Below are 18,077 nucleotides of genomic sequence, written 5' to 3'. Positions count from 1 at the left end.
CGCCGGGTTCCGCGGCCCGTGTGCCGCCGGTTCCGCGTTCCGTGTCAGTGCCGGAACGCGTCCTTGCCCTTCTCCTTGGCCTGCCGGGCGTCGCCCTTGGACTGCGCGGCGCGGCCCTCGGCCGTCATCCTCTCGTTCCCGACGGCCCGGCCGACCGCTTCCTTGGCCTTCCCCTTGGCCTGCTCCATCTTGGCCCTGGACTTCTCGTTGCCGGCCACAGTTGTTCACCTCTCGGCGTTCGCTTGCGATGTCCTGCCCGGCGGGTCGCCCGATGCGGCGCGCCCAAACGTGCGAACGCCCGGCAGGGGTGCCCGGCGGGGCCGTGGGTACGAGCACGGCAGGACAGAACATCACGCCGTCGACTCGGAGGAACGTCATGGCCGGAGTACTGGACCGGATCAAGCGGTTCGCGCGCAGCCCGCAGGGGCGCCGGGCGACCGAGCAGGTGCGCAGGGCCGCTTCGGACCCGCGCCGTCGCGCACAGGCCCAGGAGATGCTGCGCAGGCTCGGCAAGCGCCGCTGAGCGACTCCGTCCCCCGGAAGCCGGCGGGGAGGTCAGTTCTGACCGGCGTGGGTGTGGCTGTGGGACGTCTCCGGCGGGCAGCCGGGGTCGTCGCCGGAGCGGTCCCGGTGCCAGTCGCGGACCGCGACGGTCAGCGCGCACAGCATGGCGGCGACACCGGTGCCGACCGACAGGGCCACGGCCTCGTGGTAGTCGTCGTGGGTGGCGTTGAGCGTCAGATAGAAGAGCCCCGGCAGCGCGGCGGTGCCCACGGCGCCGCCCAGCCGCTGGCCCGTCTGGAGGGCGCCCCCGGCCGCACCCGCCATCCGCACCGGTACGTCGCGGAGCGTCATGGTGATGTTCGGGGAGATCACGCAGCCGCTGCCGAGTCCGCCGAGCAGCAGGGCCGGGGCGGCGAGCCAGGCGGCCACGTCGGAGGGTGCGAGCCAGAGCAGCAGCGCGGTCGTGCCCAGGCCCGCCATGACGGCGACCAGCCCCCAGACGGTCAGCAGCCGGCCCAGCCGCTCCACCAGCCGGCCCGCCACGGCGGCGGCGACGGCCGACCCGACGGCGAACGGGGTCACCGCCAGGCCCGACATGAGCGGTGAGTAGCCCAGCCCGTTCTGGAAGAAGAGCGCGAAGACGAGCCACACCCCGCTGAACCCGACGAAGTACAGCGCGGCCAGGCCCGCGCCGGTGGCGTAGCCGCGGGTCTCGGTGAGCAGCCCGGGTTCCAGGAGCGGCTGACCGCCCCGCCGGGCGATCCGGCGTTCCCACCGCGCGAAGGCGAGCAGGACCAGCGCCCCCGCCGGGAACAGCCACCACACCTCGGCCAGGCCGCCGCCCTCGGCGAGGACCAGCGGCAGCATCAGCGCCAGGATGCCCGTGCCGAGGAGCGCCACGCCCACGGGGTCGAGGTGTCCCCGGCCGCCGGGCGCCACCCGGGGCAGCAGGCGGAAGCCGAGGAGCAGGGCGAGCAGGCCGACCGGCACGTTCACGTAGAAGATCCACCGCCAGCCCTCGGGACCCGCCAGCGCCAGGATCAGACCGCCGACGACGGGTCCCACGGCGCTCGACACCCCGACGGTGGCGCCGAACAGCCCGAACGCCCGCCCGCGTTCCGCGCCCCGGAACAGCTGCTGGATCAGCGCCGAGTTCTGCGGCGCGATGCTGCCCGCGGCGACGCCCTGGGCGAGCCGGGCGGCGACCAGCAGTTCGATGCCGGGCGCGGCCCCCGCCGCGGCGCTGCAGAGCACGAAGGCGGCCAGGGCGGCGAGGAAGACGCGGCGTCTGCCGAACGCGTCGCCGATCCGGCCCGCGGTGACCAGGGTCAGGGCGAACGCGAGCGCGTATCCGGAGACGACCCACTGCACGGACGCCGGCGAGGTGTGCAGCCCCTGCTGCATGGAGGGCAGGGCGACGGCGACGATCGTCACGTCCAGCAGGGTCATGAAGCCGGCGACCAGGGTCACCCACAGGGCCCGCCACCGGTTGGGGTCCAGGCTGTCGTCCGGACGCTGCACACGGACTCCCCTCGCGAGACGGCACGGGACGCCATTGCGTCCCACGCCTGCGTCACCCGTGACCGGCCCTTCAAACCCGTGCCCAAAGCCAAGCCAGGAGATCCCATAAGATGTCCTTATGACCTCATAGACCGGACCCACGTACCGACTTAGGCTTGCCTTAGCTTAGGCTTCCCGGAGAGTCGATCTGTCACCGCTCGAAGGGAACCTGAACATGCCCCGCCCTCTGCGGGTAGCCATCGTCGGATCCGGCCCGGCCGGGATCTACGCCGCCGACGCCCTGCTCAAGTCCGAAGTGGCCGCCGACCCCGGTGTTTCCATCGACATCTTCGAGCGCATGCCCGCCCCGTTCGGACTCATCCGCTACGGCGTCGCGCCCGACCACCCGCGGATCAAGGGCATCATCACGGCCCTCCACCAGGTGCTCGACAAGCCGCAGATCCGCCTCTTCGGCAACGTGAACTACCCGACCGACGTCAGCCTGGACGATCTGCGCGCCTTCTACGACGGTGTGATCTTCGCCACCGGTGCCACGGCGGACCGGGTCATGTCCGTCCCCGGCATCGACCTCGACGGCTCGTACGGCGCGGCCGACTTCGTCGCCTGGTATGACGGCCACCCCGACTTCCCGCGCACCTGGCCGCTGGAGGCGGAGAAGGTCGCCGTCCTCGGTGTCGGCAACGTCGCCCTGGACATCGCGCGCGTCCTCGCCAAGACGGCCGACGAGCTGCTGCCGACCGAGATCCCGCCGAACGTCTACGAGGGCCTCAAGGCCAACAAGGCGCTGGAGGTCCACGTCTTCGGCCGCCGCGGCCCGGCGCAGGCGAAGTTCAGCCCGATGGAGCTGCGGGAGCTGGACCACTCCCCCAACATCGAGGTGATCGTCGACCCCGAGGACATCGACTACGACGAGGGCTCGATCGCGACCCGGCGCGGCAACAAGCAGGCCGACATGGTCGCCAAGACCCTGGAGAACTGGGCGATCCGCGACGTCGGCGACCGGCCGCACAAGCTCTTCCTGCACTTCTTCGAGTCGCCCTCGGAGATCCTCGGCGAGGACGGCAGGGTGACCGGCCTGCGCACCGAGCGCACGGAGCTGGACGGCACGGGCAACGTCAAGGGCACCGGCGAGTTCAAGGACTGGGACGTCCAAGCGGTCTACCGGGCCGTCGGCTACCTCTCCGACCAGCTGCCCAAGCTGCCCTGGGACCTCGGCTCGGGCACGGTCCCGGACGCGGGCGGCCGGGTCGTCCAGGAGTCCGGCGAGCACCTGCAGTCGACGTACGTCACCGGCTGGATCCGGCGCGGTCCGATCGGTCTGATCGGCCACACCAAGGGCGACGCCAACGAGACGGTCTCCAACCTGCTGGACGACTACGCGAACGGCCGGCTGCAGACGCCGTCCGCGCCCGCTCCCGAGGCCGTGGACGCGTTCCTCGCCGAGCGGAACGTCCGCTTCACCACCTGGGACGGCTGGTACAAGCTCGACGCCGCGGAGAAGGCGCAGGGCGAGCCGCAGGGACGTGAGCGCGTGAAGTACGTCGAGCGCGAGGACATGCTCCGCGAGAGCGGCGCCTGAGCCAGGACGTCCGGCGCCGGTGACCTCCTCGCGGAGGCGCCGGCGCCGGTCGGGTGTCCGCCGGTCCCGCGACGGGTGACGGGCGGCCGGGATCAGACCTCCAGTTCGGTCTCGATCCGGCGCAGTTGGTGGCGGGACATGGCCAGGTTGGCACGGCTCGCGTCCAGCACCAGGTAGAGGAACAGACCGTTGCCGCCACGGCCCTTGAGCAGGCGGATCATGTGGTACTGGGTGTTCAGGGTGATCAGGATGTCCTCGATCTCGTCCTTCAGACCGAGGTGCTCCATCGTGCGCAGTTTGGACCGCACGACATCGGTGTTGCCCGCGGCGGCGACCTCCAGGTTGAAGTCCTTGCCGCCGCCCAGGGTGCCGAGGGCCATCCCGCTGGTGTAGTCGACCAGCGCGACGGCGGTCGCTCCGTCGATGGAGCTGAGGCATTCCTTGAGCGAGGTCTCCAGGTTGGCCATGGTGGTTTCCTTTCCGGAGGTGATCCGTACGCGATCGGTGGGTCAGGTCGGCCGGTTGGTGCCGCCGGCCTGGGGGGTGGGCTGGTGGGCGGGCCGTTGCGGGGTGCGCACCGGCAGGGTGCCGATGGGACGGGGCGGCTGGGCGGGGAGCGTCGCACCGGGTCCGGCGGCGGGGGCCCGACCGCGTTCCGCCCCGATCCCGGCGGCGACCAGCTCTCCGATCCGCGCGCCGCTGCGCCGGCCCTCCAGGTGGAGGCGGCCCACGTTGACCCGGCCGTCGGCGAGCAGGGTGAGCACGGCGGCCGGACCGGCGGCGTACGTGGCGACGTAGCCGTCGGCCCCGCGCAGCAGCAGTTCGCGGAAGCCGCCGCGCGCGGTGGCCTCGGCCATGCGGTGCGCGACGCCGAGGGCGGCCGCGGTGAGCGCGGCGAGGCCCTCGGGTTCGGAGCCCGGCGCGTCGTGGGCCAGGACGAGCCCGTCCACGGTGGCCGCGAGCGACCCGGTCAGCTGGGGCACGCGGTTGCGCAGTCGGTGCAGTTCGTCCAGGACGTCGCTCTCGACGGCCATGAGCAGTCTCCTTTCGTCGCGACGGCGGCGCGCGCGGATCACAGGGCCTCCAAGGCGTCTCGAAGCCGTCGCAGCAGGGCCGTGTCGGGGTCGTCCCACACGATCGCGCGAGGTTCCGGGCCGGGGACGAGGGGCGGCGCGGCGGGTGGCGCGGCACTGACGAGTCCGTCGGCGGCGAGGCGGCGCAGTTCGACCAGGGTGTGGTAGGTGCGGCAGGCGAGCGCCGACGCGATCTGAGCGGCGGTGCGGACGCCGTCCACCTGGGTCAGGGTGCGGCCGCGCCGCACGGGCAGCTCGGCGGTGTCCGTGCCCGGCACCCGGGTCAGGGGGAGGGTGTCGATGGCGGGGTCGGGCCAGATCCGGTCCAGCAGGGCGCGCCGGCGCCCGGACTCGCGGACCACGACCTCCACCGGGACGGAGCGGACCGCGCCGAGCCAGTGCACCGCGCCGGGCCGGAAGCGCTGTGCGCGCGTGTCGTGGGCCAGGACGAAGTACGCGGCGTCGAACAGCGCGCCCAGGTGGCAGACCTCCAGCGCGCCCGCGGTGAGCCGGCCGCTGTCCACGAGCCGGTGGCCGACCCGGTGCTGGGTGCCGCCCCGGTCGATCGCGTCCCACCAGCCGTCCGGCGGTACCGCGCCGCTGCGGGTGAGCAGCGCGCCGAGGTCGGGGGTGAAGGCCGATTCCACGTGCACGACGCGGCCCGCCGAGAGGTAGACGATGCCCCGCTCGCCCGACAGCGCCCCGGTCGCCCCTTCGGCCGCGAGGACCCCGAGCGCCTCGGACGTCGTCTCGTGCGTGGTCCAGGTGGTCGTCACGCCGGTCATCCGAGCACCAGCCGGTCCGCCATCTCGGCCAGCCGGATGCGGGCCAGGGCGAGGTTCCCGTCGTTGCGGTCCAGCCACAGGTGGAGGAAGACGGTGCTGTCGAACGGGGTGCTGACGAACCTGAGCAGATGGTAGGCGTCGCCGGTGGTGGCGATCAGGTCCTCCACCGGGGGTTCCTTGCCGGACTCCGCGGCGGCGCCCGCCGTACCGGCCGCCGCCAGGGAGCCGCTCTCCGCGACGTGCCGGCCCAGCTCCGCCGTCTCCGCCGCCGTCGCCTCCCAGTCGCCCCCCGGCGCCTCGCCGACGGCGCCGAGGGCGAGCCCGCTGATCCAGTCGACCAGGGACGCTCCGCGCGCGCCGGGCAGTCGCATGGCTTCCAGCAGACTCTCGTCGATTCCGGGCACGCCGGATCCCCTCCCTGCACGGCTGTACCGCGAACGTGACGACGACACTACGGAAAGTGCACGCATCCGGTGAGCGCTTTGGCATTTTCCAGAGGAACGTGCGCGCGGACCGGCATACTGCGCTGTTCGGCCCGTTCCGGGGGACGGCGGACGAGCGTGCCCGGCCGTTCCTGGTCGGCGCTGTTGCGGCGCGTGTTCGCCGAGTTCAAGGACGACGAGCTGACCGACCGGGCCTGCTCGTCACCTTCATGAGCGCGATCCTGTACCGGGCGGCGCCGAACGCCCGTGTCAAGGGCTTCAAACGGTCTCGCCAGGCAGCCTGGTCGCCTTCTACGTGGCCAACTTCGGCTCCTACAACAAGGCGTACGGCACCCTGGCCGGCGTCATCATCTTCCTGGTGTGGCTGTGGGTGACGAACCTGGCCATTCTGCTCGGCCTGGAGTTCGACGCCGAGCCGGCCAGGCAGCGGGTCATCGACGGTGGCCGCCCGCCCGAGGAGGAGCCCTACGTCGAACCGCGCGACACCCGGGCGTAGGACGAGGCGGACCGGCGGCGCGCGGCCTCGGACGAGTGACGCCAGGGACGCCACGGACGCCGGGAACGCTACGGCAGGATCGAGTCGACGTATCCGCCGTCGACCCGGACGGCCGCGCCCGTGGTGGCGGAGGCGAGCGGGGAGCTGAGGTACACCACCAGGTTGGCGATCTCCTCCGGCTCGATCAGCCGCTGGAGCAGGGACTGCGGGCGGTGTTCGCGCATGAAGACGCGCTGTGCCTCGTCCCAGGGCAGGTCGCGGTCGACCAGCTGGTACACGAAGTCCTCGACGCCCTCGGTGCGGGTGGGGCCCGCGATGACGCAGTTCACCGTGACACCGCTGCCCGCGGCCTCCTTGGCGAAGCCGCGGCCGACGCCGAGCAGGGCCGTCTTGGAGACTCCGTAGTGGATCATCTCGGCCGGGATCACGACGGCCGAGTCGCTCGCGATGTACAGCACCCGCGGCCCCAGCCGCGGTCCCTCATCCGGGGGAGATGGGCGCGCGTCAGCCTGACGCCCGCGAGGACGTTGATCTCGAAGTAGCGGCGCCACTCGGCGTCGCTGATCTCCAGCGCGGGTGCGGCGCCGAAGACGCCGAGGTTGTTCACGAGGATGTCCACGTCCGGCAGCGTCTCCAGGGCCCGCTCGGCGCCCTCCTCGGTACCGAGGTCGGCCGCCACCGGCACGAACGTGCCGTCCGGGACCTCGGCCCGCAGCGTGTCGGCGCTCTCCTCCAGGCGGCCGGCGCCACGGTGCGTCCGCCGAGGTCGAGGTCCATCAGGTCGCTCCTTGTCCTGCCGTACGGTCGGTCGGGTTGCTCCTGCCCACCCTCGCCCACGACGCACCCGCGACCCGGTCGGCCGCACCGCGCGCCCGCCCCGGCACGCCCGGTCGGCGGACCCCCGGTGCTCTCGGTTGACCTGCGGCGACGATACTTGCTACGTCCGTGCCCCTGCTGCCCGATGGACCCATGCCGACCTCTTCCACCGCCCGCCCCACGCATCCGCCCACGCTGTGGGCCGCTCGCGGCCGCCATGTCGGCTCCGCGGCCGAGGACACCGTCCGGCACCGGCTGCAGCGGCTCAAGGACGACCACGTCGTCGACGACTTCCTGGAACCGCCCGACGAGCCGGCGGCCGAGCCCTCGGCCGCCGGGACCCCCGGCCCCCGCGTTCTCGAGGCGCGCTGGAAGGCCCCCGGGGCCGTCACCGTGCGGGCCAGACTGATCCTGGAGCCCGCGTCGGCGGGCGGGCAGGAGTGGACGCTGCTCGCGGAGGCCGAGGAGGCCTGGGACCTCGCCTGGCCCTCCCCCGCCACCGTGTTCTGGCCGGACGACCCGGACGTCACCTGGGACCGGGACGCCGCCACGGGGCTGCGCCTGCGCGGCATCAACACCCTGCCCGACGACGACAAGGCCGTGCGCCGGCTGCTCAAGGAGGCGGGGCGCAGCCCGTGGAACATCCACGTGGTGGTGCACGAGGCTATGACCCCGGATCACCGCGGCCGGGTGCCGCTGGCTCAGCGGCTGCCACCCGGTCTGCGGCACCGGGTGGTCGAGCACCGCGCCGCGCCGCAGCAGTTGCGGGTGGTGAACTGGGCCCTGGAGGACTTCGGGGTCCAGGTGCCGCGCGGCGGCGCCGTGGTGCTGCCCGGTACACCGGCCCCGGCCGACTACGCCGCCGGTGACTTCTCCGTGCGCACCGTGTTCCTGGACGGCTCCGAGCCCACGGCGCTGATCGCGGCGGTGACGTCCTTCGCCGCGCTGCCCAGGCCGCTGCCCGACGACGCGGTGGCGGCCCTCGCCTCGCTGCGGGAGGACTGGCGGCTGCTGACCCTGGAGGAGGAGCTGGAGAGGGAGCGCAAGCTGGTGGCGATGTACGCCGAGGCGCTCGAGGCCATGACCCAGTCCCGTGACCTCTACCGGGAGGCGGCGGAACGCGCGGCCGAGGCCCTCGCCGTGTACCGGGAGTCCGCCGCGGGGGCACCGGCCGGACCACCGCCGTCCCCGGCTCCGTCGGCCTCTCCCCTGCGGGGTCTGACCCGCACGCTGGAGCGGTTCAGGGGCTCCGCCCGGACGCCCCGCCCGGACGCCGCCGACCGCGGTACCACGGAGCCTCCCGGGAGCCCGGCGACCGACGACTGACGACTGACGTGGCTGCGCACGACGGGCCGCCGCCGGGGTGAGGGCACCCTCACGTGTCATCCGGCGGGAGGTGGATACGCGGACGGCACAGGAGCACCGGCCCGTCCCGGAAGGTCACCGACGCCATGGACAGCCAGCACGACAGCGCCCCCGCTTCCCGCCCACCGGAGTCCTCCCGTTCCCAGACCACGCTCCGGGTCAACGGCAAACCGCACACCCTCACCGTCGATCACCGACGCGTCCTGCTGGACCTCCTGCGGGAGGACCTCGAACTCGCGGGCGCCAAGAAGGGCTGCGACCACGGCCAGTGCGGCGCCTGCACCGTCCTGGTCGACGGGCGGCGCGTCAACAGCTGCCTGCTGTTCGCGGTCGCCCTGGACGGCTGTGAGATCACCACCGTCGAGGGTCTCGCCGGGGACGGCGAGGAGCTGCACCCGGTCCAGCGGGCCTTTCTGGACCGCGACGCCTTCCAGTGCGGCTACTGCACCCCGGGCCAGATCTGCTCCGCGGTCGGCGCGCTCGCCGAGGCCGCGGCCGGGCACCCTTCGCACGTCACCGACCCGGCGGTGCCCTCCGGAGAGCCCGTCGCGCTGGGCCGGGAGGAGATCCGGGAGCGGCTGAGCGGCAACCTGTGCCGCTGCGGTGCCTATCCGCGCATCGCCGACGCCGTCGAGGACGTGATCCCGTGAAGCCCTTCGCCTACGTTCGTGCGGGCAGCGTCGAGGAGGCCACCGAGGCCTTCGCGGCGCACCCCGGCGCCCGCTACCTCGGCGGCGGCACCAACCTCGTCGACCTGATGAAGCTCGGGGTGGAGACGCCCGCCGCGCTCGTCGACGTCACCCGGCTGCCGCTGGACACCGTGGAGGAGCTGCCCGACGGCGGAGTGCGGGCGGGGGCGATGGTCCGCAACAGCGACCTGGCGGCCCACCCCGCCGTCCGCGACCGCTACCCGGCGCTGTCCCAGGCGCTGCTGGCCGGCGCCTCCGGGCAGTTGCGCAACGCCGCCACCACCGGCGGCAACCTGCTGCAGCGCACCCGCTGCCCCTACTTCCAGGACGTGTCGAAACCCTGCAACAAGCGGGAGCCCGGCACCGGCTGCGGCGCGCTGGAGGGCGTGCACCGGGACCACGCGGTCCTCGGTCACTCCGACCAGTGCATCGCCACCCACCCCTCGGACATGGCGGTGGCGCTGGCCGCCCTCGACGCGCGCGTCGAGCTGCACGGCCCCGAGGGGACCCGCAGCGTGCCCGCCGCCGACTTCCACCGGCTGCCCGGGCTGCATCCGGAGCGGGACACGGAGATCCACCCCGGCGAGCTGATCACCGGCGTGGTCCTGCCCGCCGGCACGGCCGGGCTGCCCTCGGCGTACCGCAAGGCACGCGACCGGGCGTCGTACGCCTTCGCGCTGGCCTCCGTCGCCGTCGTGCTGCACCTCGCGGACGGGGTGGTGGAGCGGGCCGGGATCGCCTTCGGGGCGCTGGCGCACCGGCCCTGGCGGGCCCGGCGGGCCGAGGACGCGCTGCTGGGCGCGGCCCCCACGACGGCGGCGTTCGAGCACGCCCTCGACCTGGAGCTGGCCGCGGCGGAACCGCTGCGGGACAACGCCTACAAGGTGCCGCTGGCCCGCCGGCTGGCCCTGGACGTACTGGGCCGGCTCGCGCCGCCCGCCACGACCTGAGGACCGAGGCGTCCACGAGGAGGACTCCATGACCGCCACCGATGCCGTCCTGGGCGCTCCCGTCGAGCGCCGGGAGGGGCGGGAGAAGGTCACCGGCACCGCCCGGTACGCCGCCGAGTACCCGCAGCCGGGCCGCGCCCAGGCCTGGCCGATACCGGCGACGGTCGTACGGGGCCGGGTGACCGGCGTCGACACCGCGGCCGCGCTCGCGCTGCCCGGCGTACTCGCCGTGCTCACCCACGAGAACGCGCCCCGGCTCGGCGCTCCCGACGACCCGACGCTGGCCGTGCTGCAGGGCCCGCACGTCCCGCACCGGGGCTGGTTCGTGGGCCTGGTGGTGGCCGAGTCGCTGGAGGCGGCCCGGGCCGGTGCCGCCGCCGTCCGGATCACCTACGAGACCGAGCCCCACGACGTGACACTCACCGCCTCGCACTCCGGGGCCTACGTCCCGGATTCCGCCAACGGCGGCTTCCCGGCCGTCACCGGGCACGGCGACCCGGACGGTGCCTTCGCCGCCTCGGCGACCCGGGTGGACGTCGCGTACACGGTGCCGCCGCTGCACAACCACCCCATGGAGCCGCACACCAGTACGGCGCACTGGGACGGCGAGCGGCTGACGGTGCACTCCTCCAGCCAGGGCACCTCGGCGGTGCGGGGGGAGCTGGCGCGCCTGTTCGCCCTGCCCGAGGAACGGATCACGGTGCGCGCGGAGCACGTGGGCGGCGGTTTCGGCTCGAAGGGCACCCCGCGGCCCGAGGTGGTGCTGGCGGCGATGGCGGCGCGGGAGACCGGGCGGCCGGTCACCGTCGCACTGCCGCGCCGCTACCTGCCCGCCGTCGTCGGACACCGGGCGCCGACCCTGCACCGGCTGCGGCTGGGCGCGGACGCCGGCGGCCGGCTCACCTCGCTGGTGCACGAGGTGACGACGCACACCTCCCGGGTGAAGGAGTTCGTGGAGCAGGCCGCGGTCCCCGCCCGCGTCATGTACGGCACGCCCGCCCTGCGCACGGCCCACCGGGTGGCGGCGCTGGACGTTCCCACGCCGTCGTGGATGCGCGCCCCGGGCGAGTGCCCCGGCATGTACGCCCTGGAGTCCGCCATGGACGAGCTGGCCGCCGAGCTGGGCGTCGACCCGGTGGAGCTGAGGATCCGCAACGAACCGGAGAGCGAGCCGGACAGCGGAAAGCCCTTCAGCAGCAGGCATCTGGTGGAGTGTCTGCGCGAGGGCGCCCGGCGCTTCGGCTGGGAGGGCCGCGACCCCCGGCCCCGGTCCCGCGAGGCGGGGCCCCTGCTGATCGGCAGCGGCGTGGCCTCGGCCACCTATCCGGTGCTGGTCTCCCCGTGCGTCGCCTCGGCGCGTGCCCTGCCCGACGGCGGTTTCCTGGTACGGGTCAACGCCACCGACATCGGCACGGGTGCCCGGACGGTGCTCGCGCAGATCGCGGCCGACGCCCTCGGCACCCCGCTGGACCGGGTGCGGGTCGACGTCGCCGACAGCGGCATCGGGTTCGCCCCGATGGCCGGTGGTTCCTCGGGCACCGCGTCCTGGGGGTCGGCCGTCCACGAGGCGTGCGTGCGGCTGAACGGCCGGCTGGCGGAGCACTCGGGGCGGCTGCCGGACGAGGGGATCGCGGCCGAGGCCGACACCTCCGGGACGGCGGACGCCGAAAGCCCCTTCGCCCGGCACGCGTTCGGCGCCCATTTCGCCGAGGTGGGCGTGGACACCGTCTCCGGTGAGGTTCGGGTGACGCGGCTGCTGGGTGTCTTCGCCGCGGGTCGCATCCTCAACGCGCGCACGGCCCGTTCCCAGTTCATCGGGGGCATGACGATGGGGCTCGGTATGGCGCTGACCGAGGACAGCACGATGGATCCGGTGTTCGGCGACTTCGTGCAGCGTGACCTGGCGGCCTATCACGTCCCCGCGCACGCCGACGTCACCGACCTGGAGGCGCACTGGGTCGAGGAGGAGGACGACCACCTCAACCCCATGGGCAGCAAGGGGATCGGCGAGATCGGGATCGTGGGCTCGGCGGCGGCCGTCGGCAACGCCGTCCACCACGCCACCGGCATCCGCTTCCGGGAGCTGCCGCTCACTCCTGACCGGGTGCTCACCGCGCTGCTCGCACACGAGCACCCCGCGGGCATGCTGGGCGTCTGACGACGCACGCGTGGTCCGCGCCGGTTCACCGTCCGGCGCGGACCACGCGGTGCGGGGGTCGAGCGGCGGCGGTCAGTCCGCGGCGGTGCGGCTGGACACCGGCACCGGGCGGGCCGGCCGGCGGCGGGCGGAGTCCTGCGAGGCCACCCGCACGCACAGCGCCGTGAGCGCGACGAGTGAGGCCGCCACGGCCACGGCGACCGCGACCCAGACCGGTGCCAGCGTGAGGTCCGTGACCGGGGCCACCCGTGCCGAGGGGGTGGCGCTGCCGTAGAGCTTGGCCGCGGCCAGCGCCGCCGGTCCCACCACCGCGGCGGCGAGCATCGGCACGGCCGGGCGCACGGTCAGCAGCAGGGCGAGCACCAGGCAGAGCGCCGACAGGCCGAGCGCCACCCCGTAGGCCGGTGCGGAGGCGTCGCCGCGGTGCAGCGGGAAGTAGGCGACGCCGCACCCGGCCAGGACCGCGACGGTGAGCCAGGCCGGCCAGGCCGGACCGCGGGCGGCCCGTCGTGCCGCGCGGTCGCGCACCGCCCGGGCCTTGTCCCGGTCGCGCACCGCCCGGGCCCGGTCGCGGTCGCGCGCGGTACGGGCCCGGTCGCGGTCGCGCGCGGCGCGGGTCTCGCCACGGTCGCGTCCCCGGCGGAACGGGCGTGGCGGCCTGCGGCGTTCACGGCCGCGGCGGTCCGCCTTGGCGGCCGTGCCGCCGAGCCCCGCCGACCGGGGCGCGAGCTCGCCCCCGTCGTCCTCGTCGGCCGCGTCCCGGTCCGCCCGCAGCCGCCGGGCGTCGGGACGCTCCGGGCGCAGGTGGCCGCTCTCGGCGAGCCGGCCGATCAGTTCGACCAGTTCCTCCACGGGCCGGCCGGTGGCGGCGGCGCGCACGGCCGCCTGACCGCAGTGCGGTTCCAGGGGCGTGCGGTGCAGCAGCGCCATCAGCCGGGTCACGTCCTCCACGGAGCGGCACTCCGCGGCGGCCCGGATCGCCTCGTCCGCGCTGTCGGACTGGCGCGGCGGCCGGGTCAGCAGGCCGACCAGCCGGGTCACGTCCTCGACGGACCGGTTCACGCCGACCGCGCGGAGCGCGTCGACCGTGGCCTGTGCGTACTGGGGCGACCGCTCCAGCGTCGTGATCAGGTCGACGACCTCCTCCAGCGGCCGGTCGGCCACGGCGGCGCGCACGAGGTCGCCGACGGGATCGCCGTACCCGTGGGCCGCGTCGGCGTCGGCGTCGGCGTCCGCGCCGGCGGCAGGGGCCGGGCCGGCGTCGGCATCGAGCGCGCGGGGGCCGGGGCCGTCGGGAGCGGGGAGGTCGGGGTCGGGCTCCAGTTCGGGGAGGTCGGCGTCGTCGAAGTCGACGTCCCAGATGTCGCTCTCCTGCTCGGGCGAGGGCCGGCCGGAAGAGGGCCGTGCCCCGGGATCCGCGCCCGGCGGTCGCGCCGTGCCGGTGGTCGTGGTCGTCTCCCCGGTGGGCAGGTCCAGGGCGGATATGGCGTACTCGGGCGAGCGGGGTGATGAAGAGCCGGTGGTCATGATCTCTCCGTGTGGTGGGGGTGCGGCCGCCCTGCGTCCCCGACATGCGACTCGCGCTGTGTGGTGCCATTACTAGGCAGGTCCACCGCGCCGTGCCACTCCGGGTGGGCCACAGGGATGAGAGAACCCGTCCCGCGGTCTTGCGGGCGCCGCCGGCGGGCATCCGGGTAGGGAGGCGCGCACCGCGCGCCCAGGGAGGGGCCCGTGGATACGACCACAGTGATCGTCGTGGCGGTGCTGCTCGCGACGCTCGTCCTCGCGGCGGCGGTCGCCGTCCTGGTGCGCCTGGTCCGCACCCGACGGGACCTCAGGCGGGCGGGGCTTCCGACGGGTCCCCGCTGGGTGTTCTGGGGGGCGGTCCTCTACTTGGTCCTCCCGGCCGACCTGTTGCCCGATCCGGTCTACCTGGACGACATCGGCGTACTGCTCCTCGCCCTGCGGTCCGCGCGCGGCGCGACCGGCGGCCGGCACGGCCCCGCGGAACGGCGGCGGACCACCGGCCCGCCCGGTGATTACGCAGCGTAAGGAAACCAATCACCCGTTCGATTCGTATAAGTCTCTGGAAGCCGAAGGAAGTCGGCGGACCAGATGACGGCGCAAAGGGACCGTCTTCTGATCGGCGCAGCACCGACTAGGGAGAGACGATGCAACCGTTCGCGCTCAACTACGCACGGCCGGCAGTGGAGTTGGAAGCCACCACTCCGTACGTCTACGACTCCGGGCTGCAGTTGAACGTGCTCCTCGACGGGCGGGTGGCCGCCTGCGACCACGCGCTGCTGAGAGAACTGGGGACCACGACCTCCACCGCGGGGTCGAAGACTCACTTCGACGACTGAACACGGGTCGTCGAGAATGACCGTGTTGATCCTGACCAGTGAAGAGGACGTCACCGCCGACATGGTGGTGGTGCACCTGAACGCGTCGGGGGTACCGGTGGTCCGGCTGGACCCCGCCGACCTCACCGACTCCGTCGCGCTCTCCGGCGAGTTCGTGCACGGCTCCTTCCGGGGCCATCTGTCCTCGGGGGGCCGCCTGGTGAGCATCGGGGGGCTGCGGTCGGTCTGGGTGCGCAGGCCGGGGGGCGCGGCCACCCGGGCCGCCGAGCCGTCCGCGTGGCTGACCGAGGAGGCCGGTCAGGCGCTGTACGGCATGCTGCGCGGCTCGGGGGCCCGCTGGATGAACCAGCCGGACGCCGCGCACCGGGCCAGGTACAAGCCCTGGCAGCTGCGTCTCGCCCAGCGGTGCGGGCTGCCCGTGCCGGCGACGCTGATCACGACGTTTCCGCGGGCGGCGCGCGAGTTCGCCGAGCGCTATCCGGATCTGGTGGTCAAGCCCGTCTCGGGCGCCCACCCGCAGGATCCGCCGCTGGCGGTGCCGACCAGCCGGGTTCCGCCCGAGGCCGACTTCTCCGCCGTCGCGCACGGCCCGACTCTGCTGCAACGCCGGGTCGCCAAGCGGGCCGACATCCGGCTGACCGTCGTCGGCGAGGAGCTGCTGGCCGCCCGCAAGACGGCACTCGCGAGCCTGGACCCCGACGAGGTGGACGTCCGCTTCGCCGGGTCGGGCGAGCCGTGGCGGCCGGCCGAGGTGCCCCCGCGGGTCGCCGAGGCGGTCCGCGCCTACCTCCGGGCGGCCGGACTGGCCTACGGCGCCCTCGACTTCGCCGAGGACGGCGACGGCACCTGGTGGTTCCTCGAGTGCAACCAGTCCGGGCAGTTCGGCTTCGTCGAGGTGGACACCGGCCAGCCGATCGCCCGCACCATCGCCGACTGGCTGGCCCGGCCCGGCGCCGCGGACGCGGTGGACCCGGGCGGTCCCGACGCGGCCGCGGTCGGGTGAGGCGGGGCGCGGCCGTCAGTGCGGGCGCGGGCCGGGCAGCAGGGCGGTGCGCTGCCAGCCGGCGCCGGGGGACGGCCGGCGCTCGGCGCCGGGCAGGTGCCCGGGGGCGCGCAGCGGACGCATGACCACCTCCAGTTCCCTGCTCACACGCTCGGCGTCCCGCCGCACCTGCTCGGGGACGTCACCGCGTTCGGCGACGAGTCTGTCGTAGATGGGGGAATCCTGGAACACCCGTCAACGTGCCTTTCGTGTCGTCCGCCCCCGCACGGAGGCGCGACTGAGCAGTCTAGGCGCCCGTTCACGCGGTGGTGCGCATTCCGCCAGGATGTGAACGACCGCTCAGGCACCGGTCGTGGAGCCGGGCCGCACGATCATGAGGACGGTCACGGTCGCCCACAGCAGGTTGAACACGCCGGTGAACATGGCGAGCCGGGCCGTGCGGGCCCGTTCGACCGGCCGCCCGTCGGCCAGTTCCGCCAGCAGTTCCTCCTGGCGCGGCAGGACGAAGGCGGCCAGGAGTCCCGCGGCGACGGCCGTGAGGGTGATGGACGCCACGAGCCAGGCGTCCGACAGCACGCCCATCGCGGCGGCGGTGGCGAAGCCGAGGACCGGCACCGCGATGCCCAGACCGGCGTAGACCCGGCAGATGCGGTGCAGCAGCCGGACGGTGCCGACGTCCCCGGCATCCCCGGCGCCCCCCACGTCCCCGGCTGCCGTCCCGTCCGCTCCCCCGACGGTCGCCGCCACCGGCACCCGCCGGGCGGCGGCCGGGAACATGCTGGCCGCGACGGTGACCGGTCCGACGGCGACGATGGCCGCCAGGACGTGCAGGGACAACAGGATCTTGGTCATGGGACGGGCTCCGGGGGATCGGGCGATGCGGTGATCGAGGACCACGGTAGGAAGACGGCGAGCACTCGCCCAGAGGCCGAAACGACAGCTTCCGACGGGATCTCGCCAGTGCCTCCACCAGGCGGCGGCGAGCAGCACCCGGGATCCACCTGGGCTTCTGCGGCCGGCGGGAACCCGCCTAAGCTGATCCGCATGCACTCGGTCGCGATCCTGGTCCTCGACGACGTGGTGCCGTTCGACATGGCGGCGCCCATGCAGACCTTCGACTGGACACGGCTGCCCGACGGCCGCAGTCCCTACCGGGTGAGCCTGTGCGCGGAGTCGGCCGAGGTGCGCACCGAGGGACTCACCCTCCGGATCGAACGGGGCCTGGAAGCGCTGGAGACCGCGGACACGATCATCGTGCCGGGTCGCTCCGAGGAGTCCGGCCCGCCGTCCGACCGCGTCCTCGACGCGCTGCGCCGGGCGGCGGGCGCGGGGACGCGGATCGCGTCGGTGTGCGTGGGCGCCTTCGTGCTCGCCCAGGCCGGGCTGCTGGACGGGCTGCGGGCCACCACCCACTGGATGGCGGCCGCGGAACTGGCCCGCCGTCACCCGCGGGTGGACGTACGTCCGGACGTCCTCTACGTGGACAACGGGCAGATCCTCACCTCGGCGGGCGCGGCCGCCGGTCTGGACATGTGCCTGCACATGATCCGCCGGGACCTGGGGTCGGCCGTGGCCGCGCACGCCGCCCGCATGTGTGTCGTGCCCCTGGAACGGGAGGGCGGGCAGGCCCAGTTCATCGTGCACGAGCATCCGCCGGTGCCCAGGGGTTCGGAGTTGGAGCCGGTGCTCCGGTGGATCGAGGACCATCTGGCCGGGGAGATGACCCTCGGGGCGATGGCGGCGCGTGCGGGCATGAGCGAGCGCACCTTCAGCCGCCGGTTCCGCGAGCAGACGGGCACCACTCCCCTGCAGTGGCTGCTGCGGGCCCGGGTGCGGCGCGCCCAGTACCTGCTGGAGAACGGGGACCAGCCGGTCGAACGGATCGCCCGGCAGGCGGGTTTCGGCTCTCCCACGGCCTTCCGCGAGCGGTTCCGCCGGGTGGTGGGCACCACGCCCTACGCCTATCGCGCCGCCTTCCGGGCGAAGACCTCCGCGTCGCCGGACGGCTCCGAGGTCCCGCTCGGGGTGTCACACGGCCAGTGACAGGCCGCTCTCCCCGTCGACGTCCGCCGGGCACGCCTCCGGTGTCGCGCGCCCCTTGGCGAGCAGCAGTGCGTCCGCCTTCGCCACGGCGTCGTGGACACTGGTCGTCGCCAGCATCACGCACAGTGTGTAACTGACGTCCGTCAGTTCCCGCGTCACCGCGGGCCGCGGCCGCTCGGCCTGAGCGATCCGCAGCGTTGCGTACCGCGTCAGCAACTCCCTGACGACCTTCGGGTCCGGTTCGAGCACGAAGCGCCCCTCTCTCGACTTTCGCTGCGTATGCCCGGCC

20 protein-coding genes and 2 pseudogenes are annotated in these 18,077 nt (G+C 74.1%); 11 read left to right on the top strand and 11 right to left on the bottom strand.

The annotated features are described in order from the left end of the window. Positions 1-44 precede the first annotated feature (44 nt). On the bottom strand, positions 45-218 hold the full coding sequence (locus tag ACFV9J_RS22340; RefSeq protein ID WP_385356577.1) for a CsbD family protein: 174 nt from the start codon (positions 216-218) through the stop codon (positions 45-47). A 158-nt stretch (positions 219-376) separates the two neighbouring features. On the opposite strand from ACFV9J_RS22340, the gene ACFV9J_RS22335 reads away from it, so the two are divergent. Beyond that, positions 377-523, top strand: coding sequence for a hypothetical protein (locus ACFV9J_RS22335; protein WP_385356576.1), 147 nt, complete (start codon positions 377-379; stop codon positions 521-523). 32 nt (positions 524-555) lie between these two features. On the opposite strand, the gene ACFV9J_RS22330 is transcribed toward ACFV9J_RS22335, so the two are convergent. After that, positions 556-2,025: an MFS transporter gene (locus ACFV9J_RS22330; protein ID WP_385356574.1), complete on the bottom strand. Its 1,470-nt coding sequence runs from the start codon at positions 2,023-2,025 to the stop codon at positions 556-558. A gap of 214 nt (positions 2,026-2,239) precedes the next feature. On the opposite strand from ACFV9J_RS22330, the gene ACFV9J_RS22325 reads away from it, so the two are divergent. Continuing rightward, positions 2,240-3,604 carry an FAD-dependent oxidoreductase gene (locus ACFV9J_RS22325; protein WP_385356572.1) on the top strand — a complete coding sequence of 455 codons (1,365 nt, stop codon included), beginning with the start codon at positions 2,240-2,242 and terminating at the stop codon, positions 3,602-3,604. Between the two features lie 92 nt (positions 3,605-3,696). On the opposite strand, the gene ACFV9J_RS22320 is transcribed toward ACFV9J_RS22325, so the two are convergent. Genes ACFV9J_RS22320 through ACFV9J_RS22305 form a run of 4 tightly spaced genes read right to left on the bottom strand, consistent with a single transcriptional unit; the run spans position 3,697 to position 5,866 of the window. Next, a complete protein-coding gene (locus ACFV9J_RS22320) occupies positions 3,697-4,071 on the bottom strand; it encodes a hypothetical protein (protein ID WP_385356571.1) in 375 nt (124 codons plus the stop codon). A gap of 42 nt (positions 4,072-4,113) precedes the next feature. Beyond that, a complete protein-coding gene (locus ACFV9J_RS22315) occupies positions 4,114-4,638 on the bottom strand; it encodes a roadblock/LC7 domain-containing protein (protein WP_385356569.1) in 525 nt (174 codons plus the stop codon). Between the two features lie 38 nt (positions 4,639-4,676). Then, entirely contained in the window at positions 4,677-5,462 is a 786-nt protein-coding gene (locus tag ACFV9J_RS22310) for a hypothetical protein (RefSeq protein WP_385356568.1), read from the bottom strand. Further along, positions 5,459-5,866, bottom strand: a complete 408-nt coding sequence (locus tag ACFV9J_RS22305; protein ID WP_385356567.1) for a hypothetical protein — start codon at positions 5,864-5,866, stop codon at positions 5,459-5,461. The genes ACFV9J_RS22310 and ACFV9J_RS22305 overlap by 4 nt, the downstream gene beginning before the upstream one ends. A gap of 233 nt (positions 5,867-6,099) precedes the next feature. Between ACFV9J_RS22305 and ACFV9J_RS22300 the strand changes: the two are divergent. Then, positions 6,100-6,401, top strand: a pseudogene (locus tag ACFV9J_RS22300) (YihY/virulence factor BrkB family protein); the annotation flags it as partial. A gap of 68 nt (positions 6,402-6,469) precedes the next feature. Here ACFV9J_RS22300 and ACFV9J_RS22295 read toward each other — a convergent pair. Next, positions 6,470-7,266, bottom strand: a pseudogene (locus ACFV9J_RS22295) (SDR family NAD(P)-dependent oxidoreductase). A gap of 104 nt (positions 7,267-7,370) precedes the next feature. Between ACFV9J_RS22295 and ACFV9J_RS22290 the strand changes: the two are divergent. From ACFV9J_RS22290 to ACFV9J_RS22275, 4 genes are all read left to right on the top strand, one after another. Beyond that, a complete protein-coding gene (locus tag ACFV9J_RS22290) occupies positions 7,371-8,543 on the top strand; it encodes a hypothetical protein (protein WP_385356566.1) in 1,173 nt (390 codons plus the stop codon). Between the two features lie 125 nt (positions 8,544-8,668). Beyond that, on the top strand, positions 8,669-9,232 hold the full coding sequence (locus ACFV9J_RS22285; RefSeq protein ID WP_385356565.1) for a 2Fe-2S iron-sulfur cluster-binding protein: 564 nt from the start codon (positions 8,669-8,671) through the stop codon (positions 9,230-9,232). Next, on the top strand, positions 9,229-10,221 hold the full coding sequence (locus ACFV9J_RS22280) for a xanthine dehydrogenase family protein subunit M (RefSeq protein ID WP_361002477.1): 993 nt from the start codon (positions 9,229-9,231) through the stop codon (positions 10,219-10,221). The genes ACFV9J_RS22285 and ACFV9J_RS22280 overlap by 4 nt, the downstream gene beginning before the upstream one ends. A 28-nt stretch (positions 10,222-10,249) precedes the next feature. Further along, the gene (locus tag ACFV9J_RS22275; protein ID WP_385356564.1) at positions 10,250-12,379 is read left to right on the top strand and encodes a xanthine dehydrogenase family protein molybdopterin-binding subunit; all 2,130 of its coding nucleotides are present in this window, start codon (positions 10,250-10,252) and stop codon (positions 12,377-12,379) included. Between the two features lie 72 nt (positions 12,380-12,451). Here the strand turns inward: ACFV9J_RS22275 and ACFV9J_RS22270 are convergent, their stop codons facing one another. Beyond that, positions 12,452-13,906, bottom strand: a complete 1,455-nt coding sequence (locus tag ACFV9J_RS22270; protein ID WP_385356563.1) for a hypothetical protein — start codon at positions 13,904-13,906, stop codon at positions 12,452-12,454. A gap of 204 nt (positions 13,907-14,110) precedes the next feature. Between ACFV9J_RS22270 and ACFV9J_RS22265 the strand changes: the two genes are divergently transcribed. From ACFV9J_RS22265 to tgmB, 3 genes are all read left to right on the top strand, one after another. Continuing rightward, the gene (locus ACFV9J_RS22265; protein ID WP_385356561.1) at positions 14,111-14,431 is read left to right on the top strand and encodes a YkvA family protein; all 321 of its coding nucleotides are present in this window, start codon (positions 14,111-14,113) and stop codon (positions 14,429-14,431) included. A gap of 119 nt (positions 14,432-14,550) precedes the next feature. After that, positions 14,551-14,742, top strand: a complete 192-nt coding sequence (gene tgmA / locus ACFV9J_RS22260) for a putative ATP-grasp-modified RiPP (protein WP_003978169.1) — start codon at positions 14,551-14,553, stop codon at positions 14,740-14,742. A gap of 16 nt (positions 14,743-14,758) precedes the next feature. After that, positions 14,759-15,745 (top strand): ATP-grasp ribosomal peptide maturase, encoded by a 987-nt coding sequence (gene tgmB, locus ACFV9J_RS22255; protein ID WP_385356559.1) that lies wholly within the window; start codon positions 14,759-14,761, stop codon positions 15,743-15,745. Between the two features lie 15 nt (positions 15,746-15,760). On the opposite strand, the gene ACFV9J_RS22250 is transcribed toward tgmB, so the two are convergent. Further along, positions 15,761-15,976, bottom strand: a complete 216-nt coding sequence (locus tag ACFV9J_RS22250) for a hypothetical protein (protein ID WP_052841157.1) — start codon at positions 15,974-15,976, stop codon at positions 15,761-15,763. A gap of 108 nt (positions 15,977-16,084) precedes the next feature. After that, positions 16,085-16,597, bottom strand: coding sequence for a hypothetical protein (locus tag ACFV9J_RS22245; protein WP_385356558.1), 513 nt, complete (start codon positions 16,595-16,597; stop codon positions 16,085-16,087). A 192-nt stretch (positions 16,598-16,789) separates the two neighbouring features. On the opposite strand from ACFV9J_RS22245, the gene ACFV9J_RS22240 reads away from it, so the two are divergent. Then, positions 16,790-17,788 (top strand): GlxA family transcriptional regulator, encoded by a 999-nt coding sequence (locus ACFV9J_RS22240; RefSeq protein ID WP_385356556.1) that lies wholly within the window; start codon positions 16,790-16,792, stop codon positions 17,786-17,788. Here the strand turns inward: ACFV9J_RS22240 and ACFV9J_RS22235 are convergent. Continuing rightward, positions 17,774-18,037: a DUF5133 domain-containing protein gene (locus ACFV9J_RS22235; protein ID WP_356855999.1), complete on the bottom strand. Its 264-nt coding sequence runs from the start codon at positions 18,035-18,037 to the stop codon at positions 17,774-17,776. The genes ACFV9J_RS22240 and ACFV9J_RS22235 overlap by 15 nt on opposite strands. Positions 18,038-18,077 lie beyond the last annotated feature (40 nt).

Source organism: Streptomyces sp. NPDC059906, assembly GCF_042730645.1.
In the GTDB taxonomy this organism is placed as follows: Bacteria; Actinomycetota; Actinomycetes; order Streptomycetales; family Streptomycetaceae; genus Streptomyces; species Streptomyces rubrogriseus.
The sequence above is the reverse complement of the archived record's forward strand: the minus strand, read 5'-3'. Positions and strand labels throughout refer to the sequence as shown.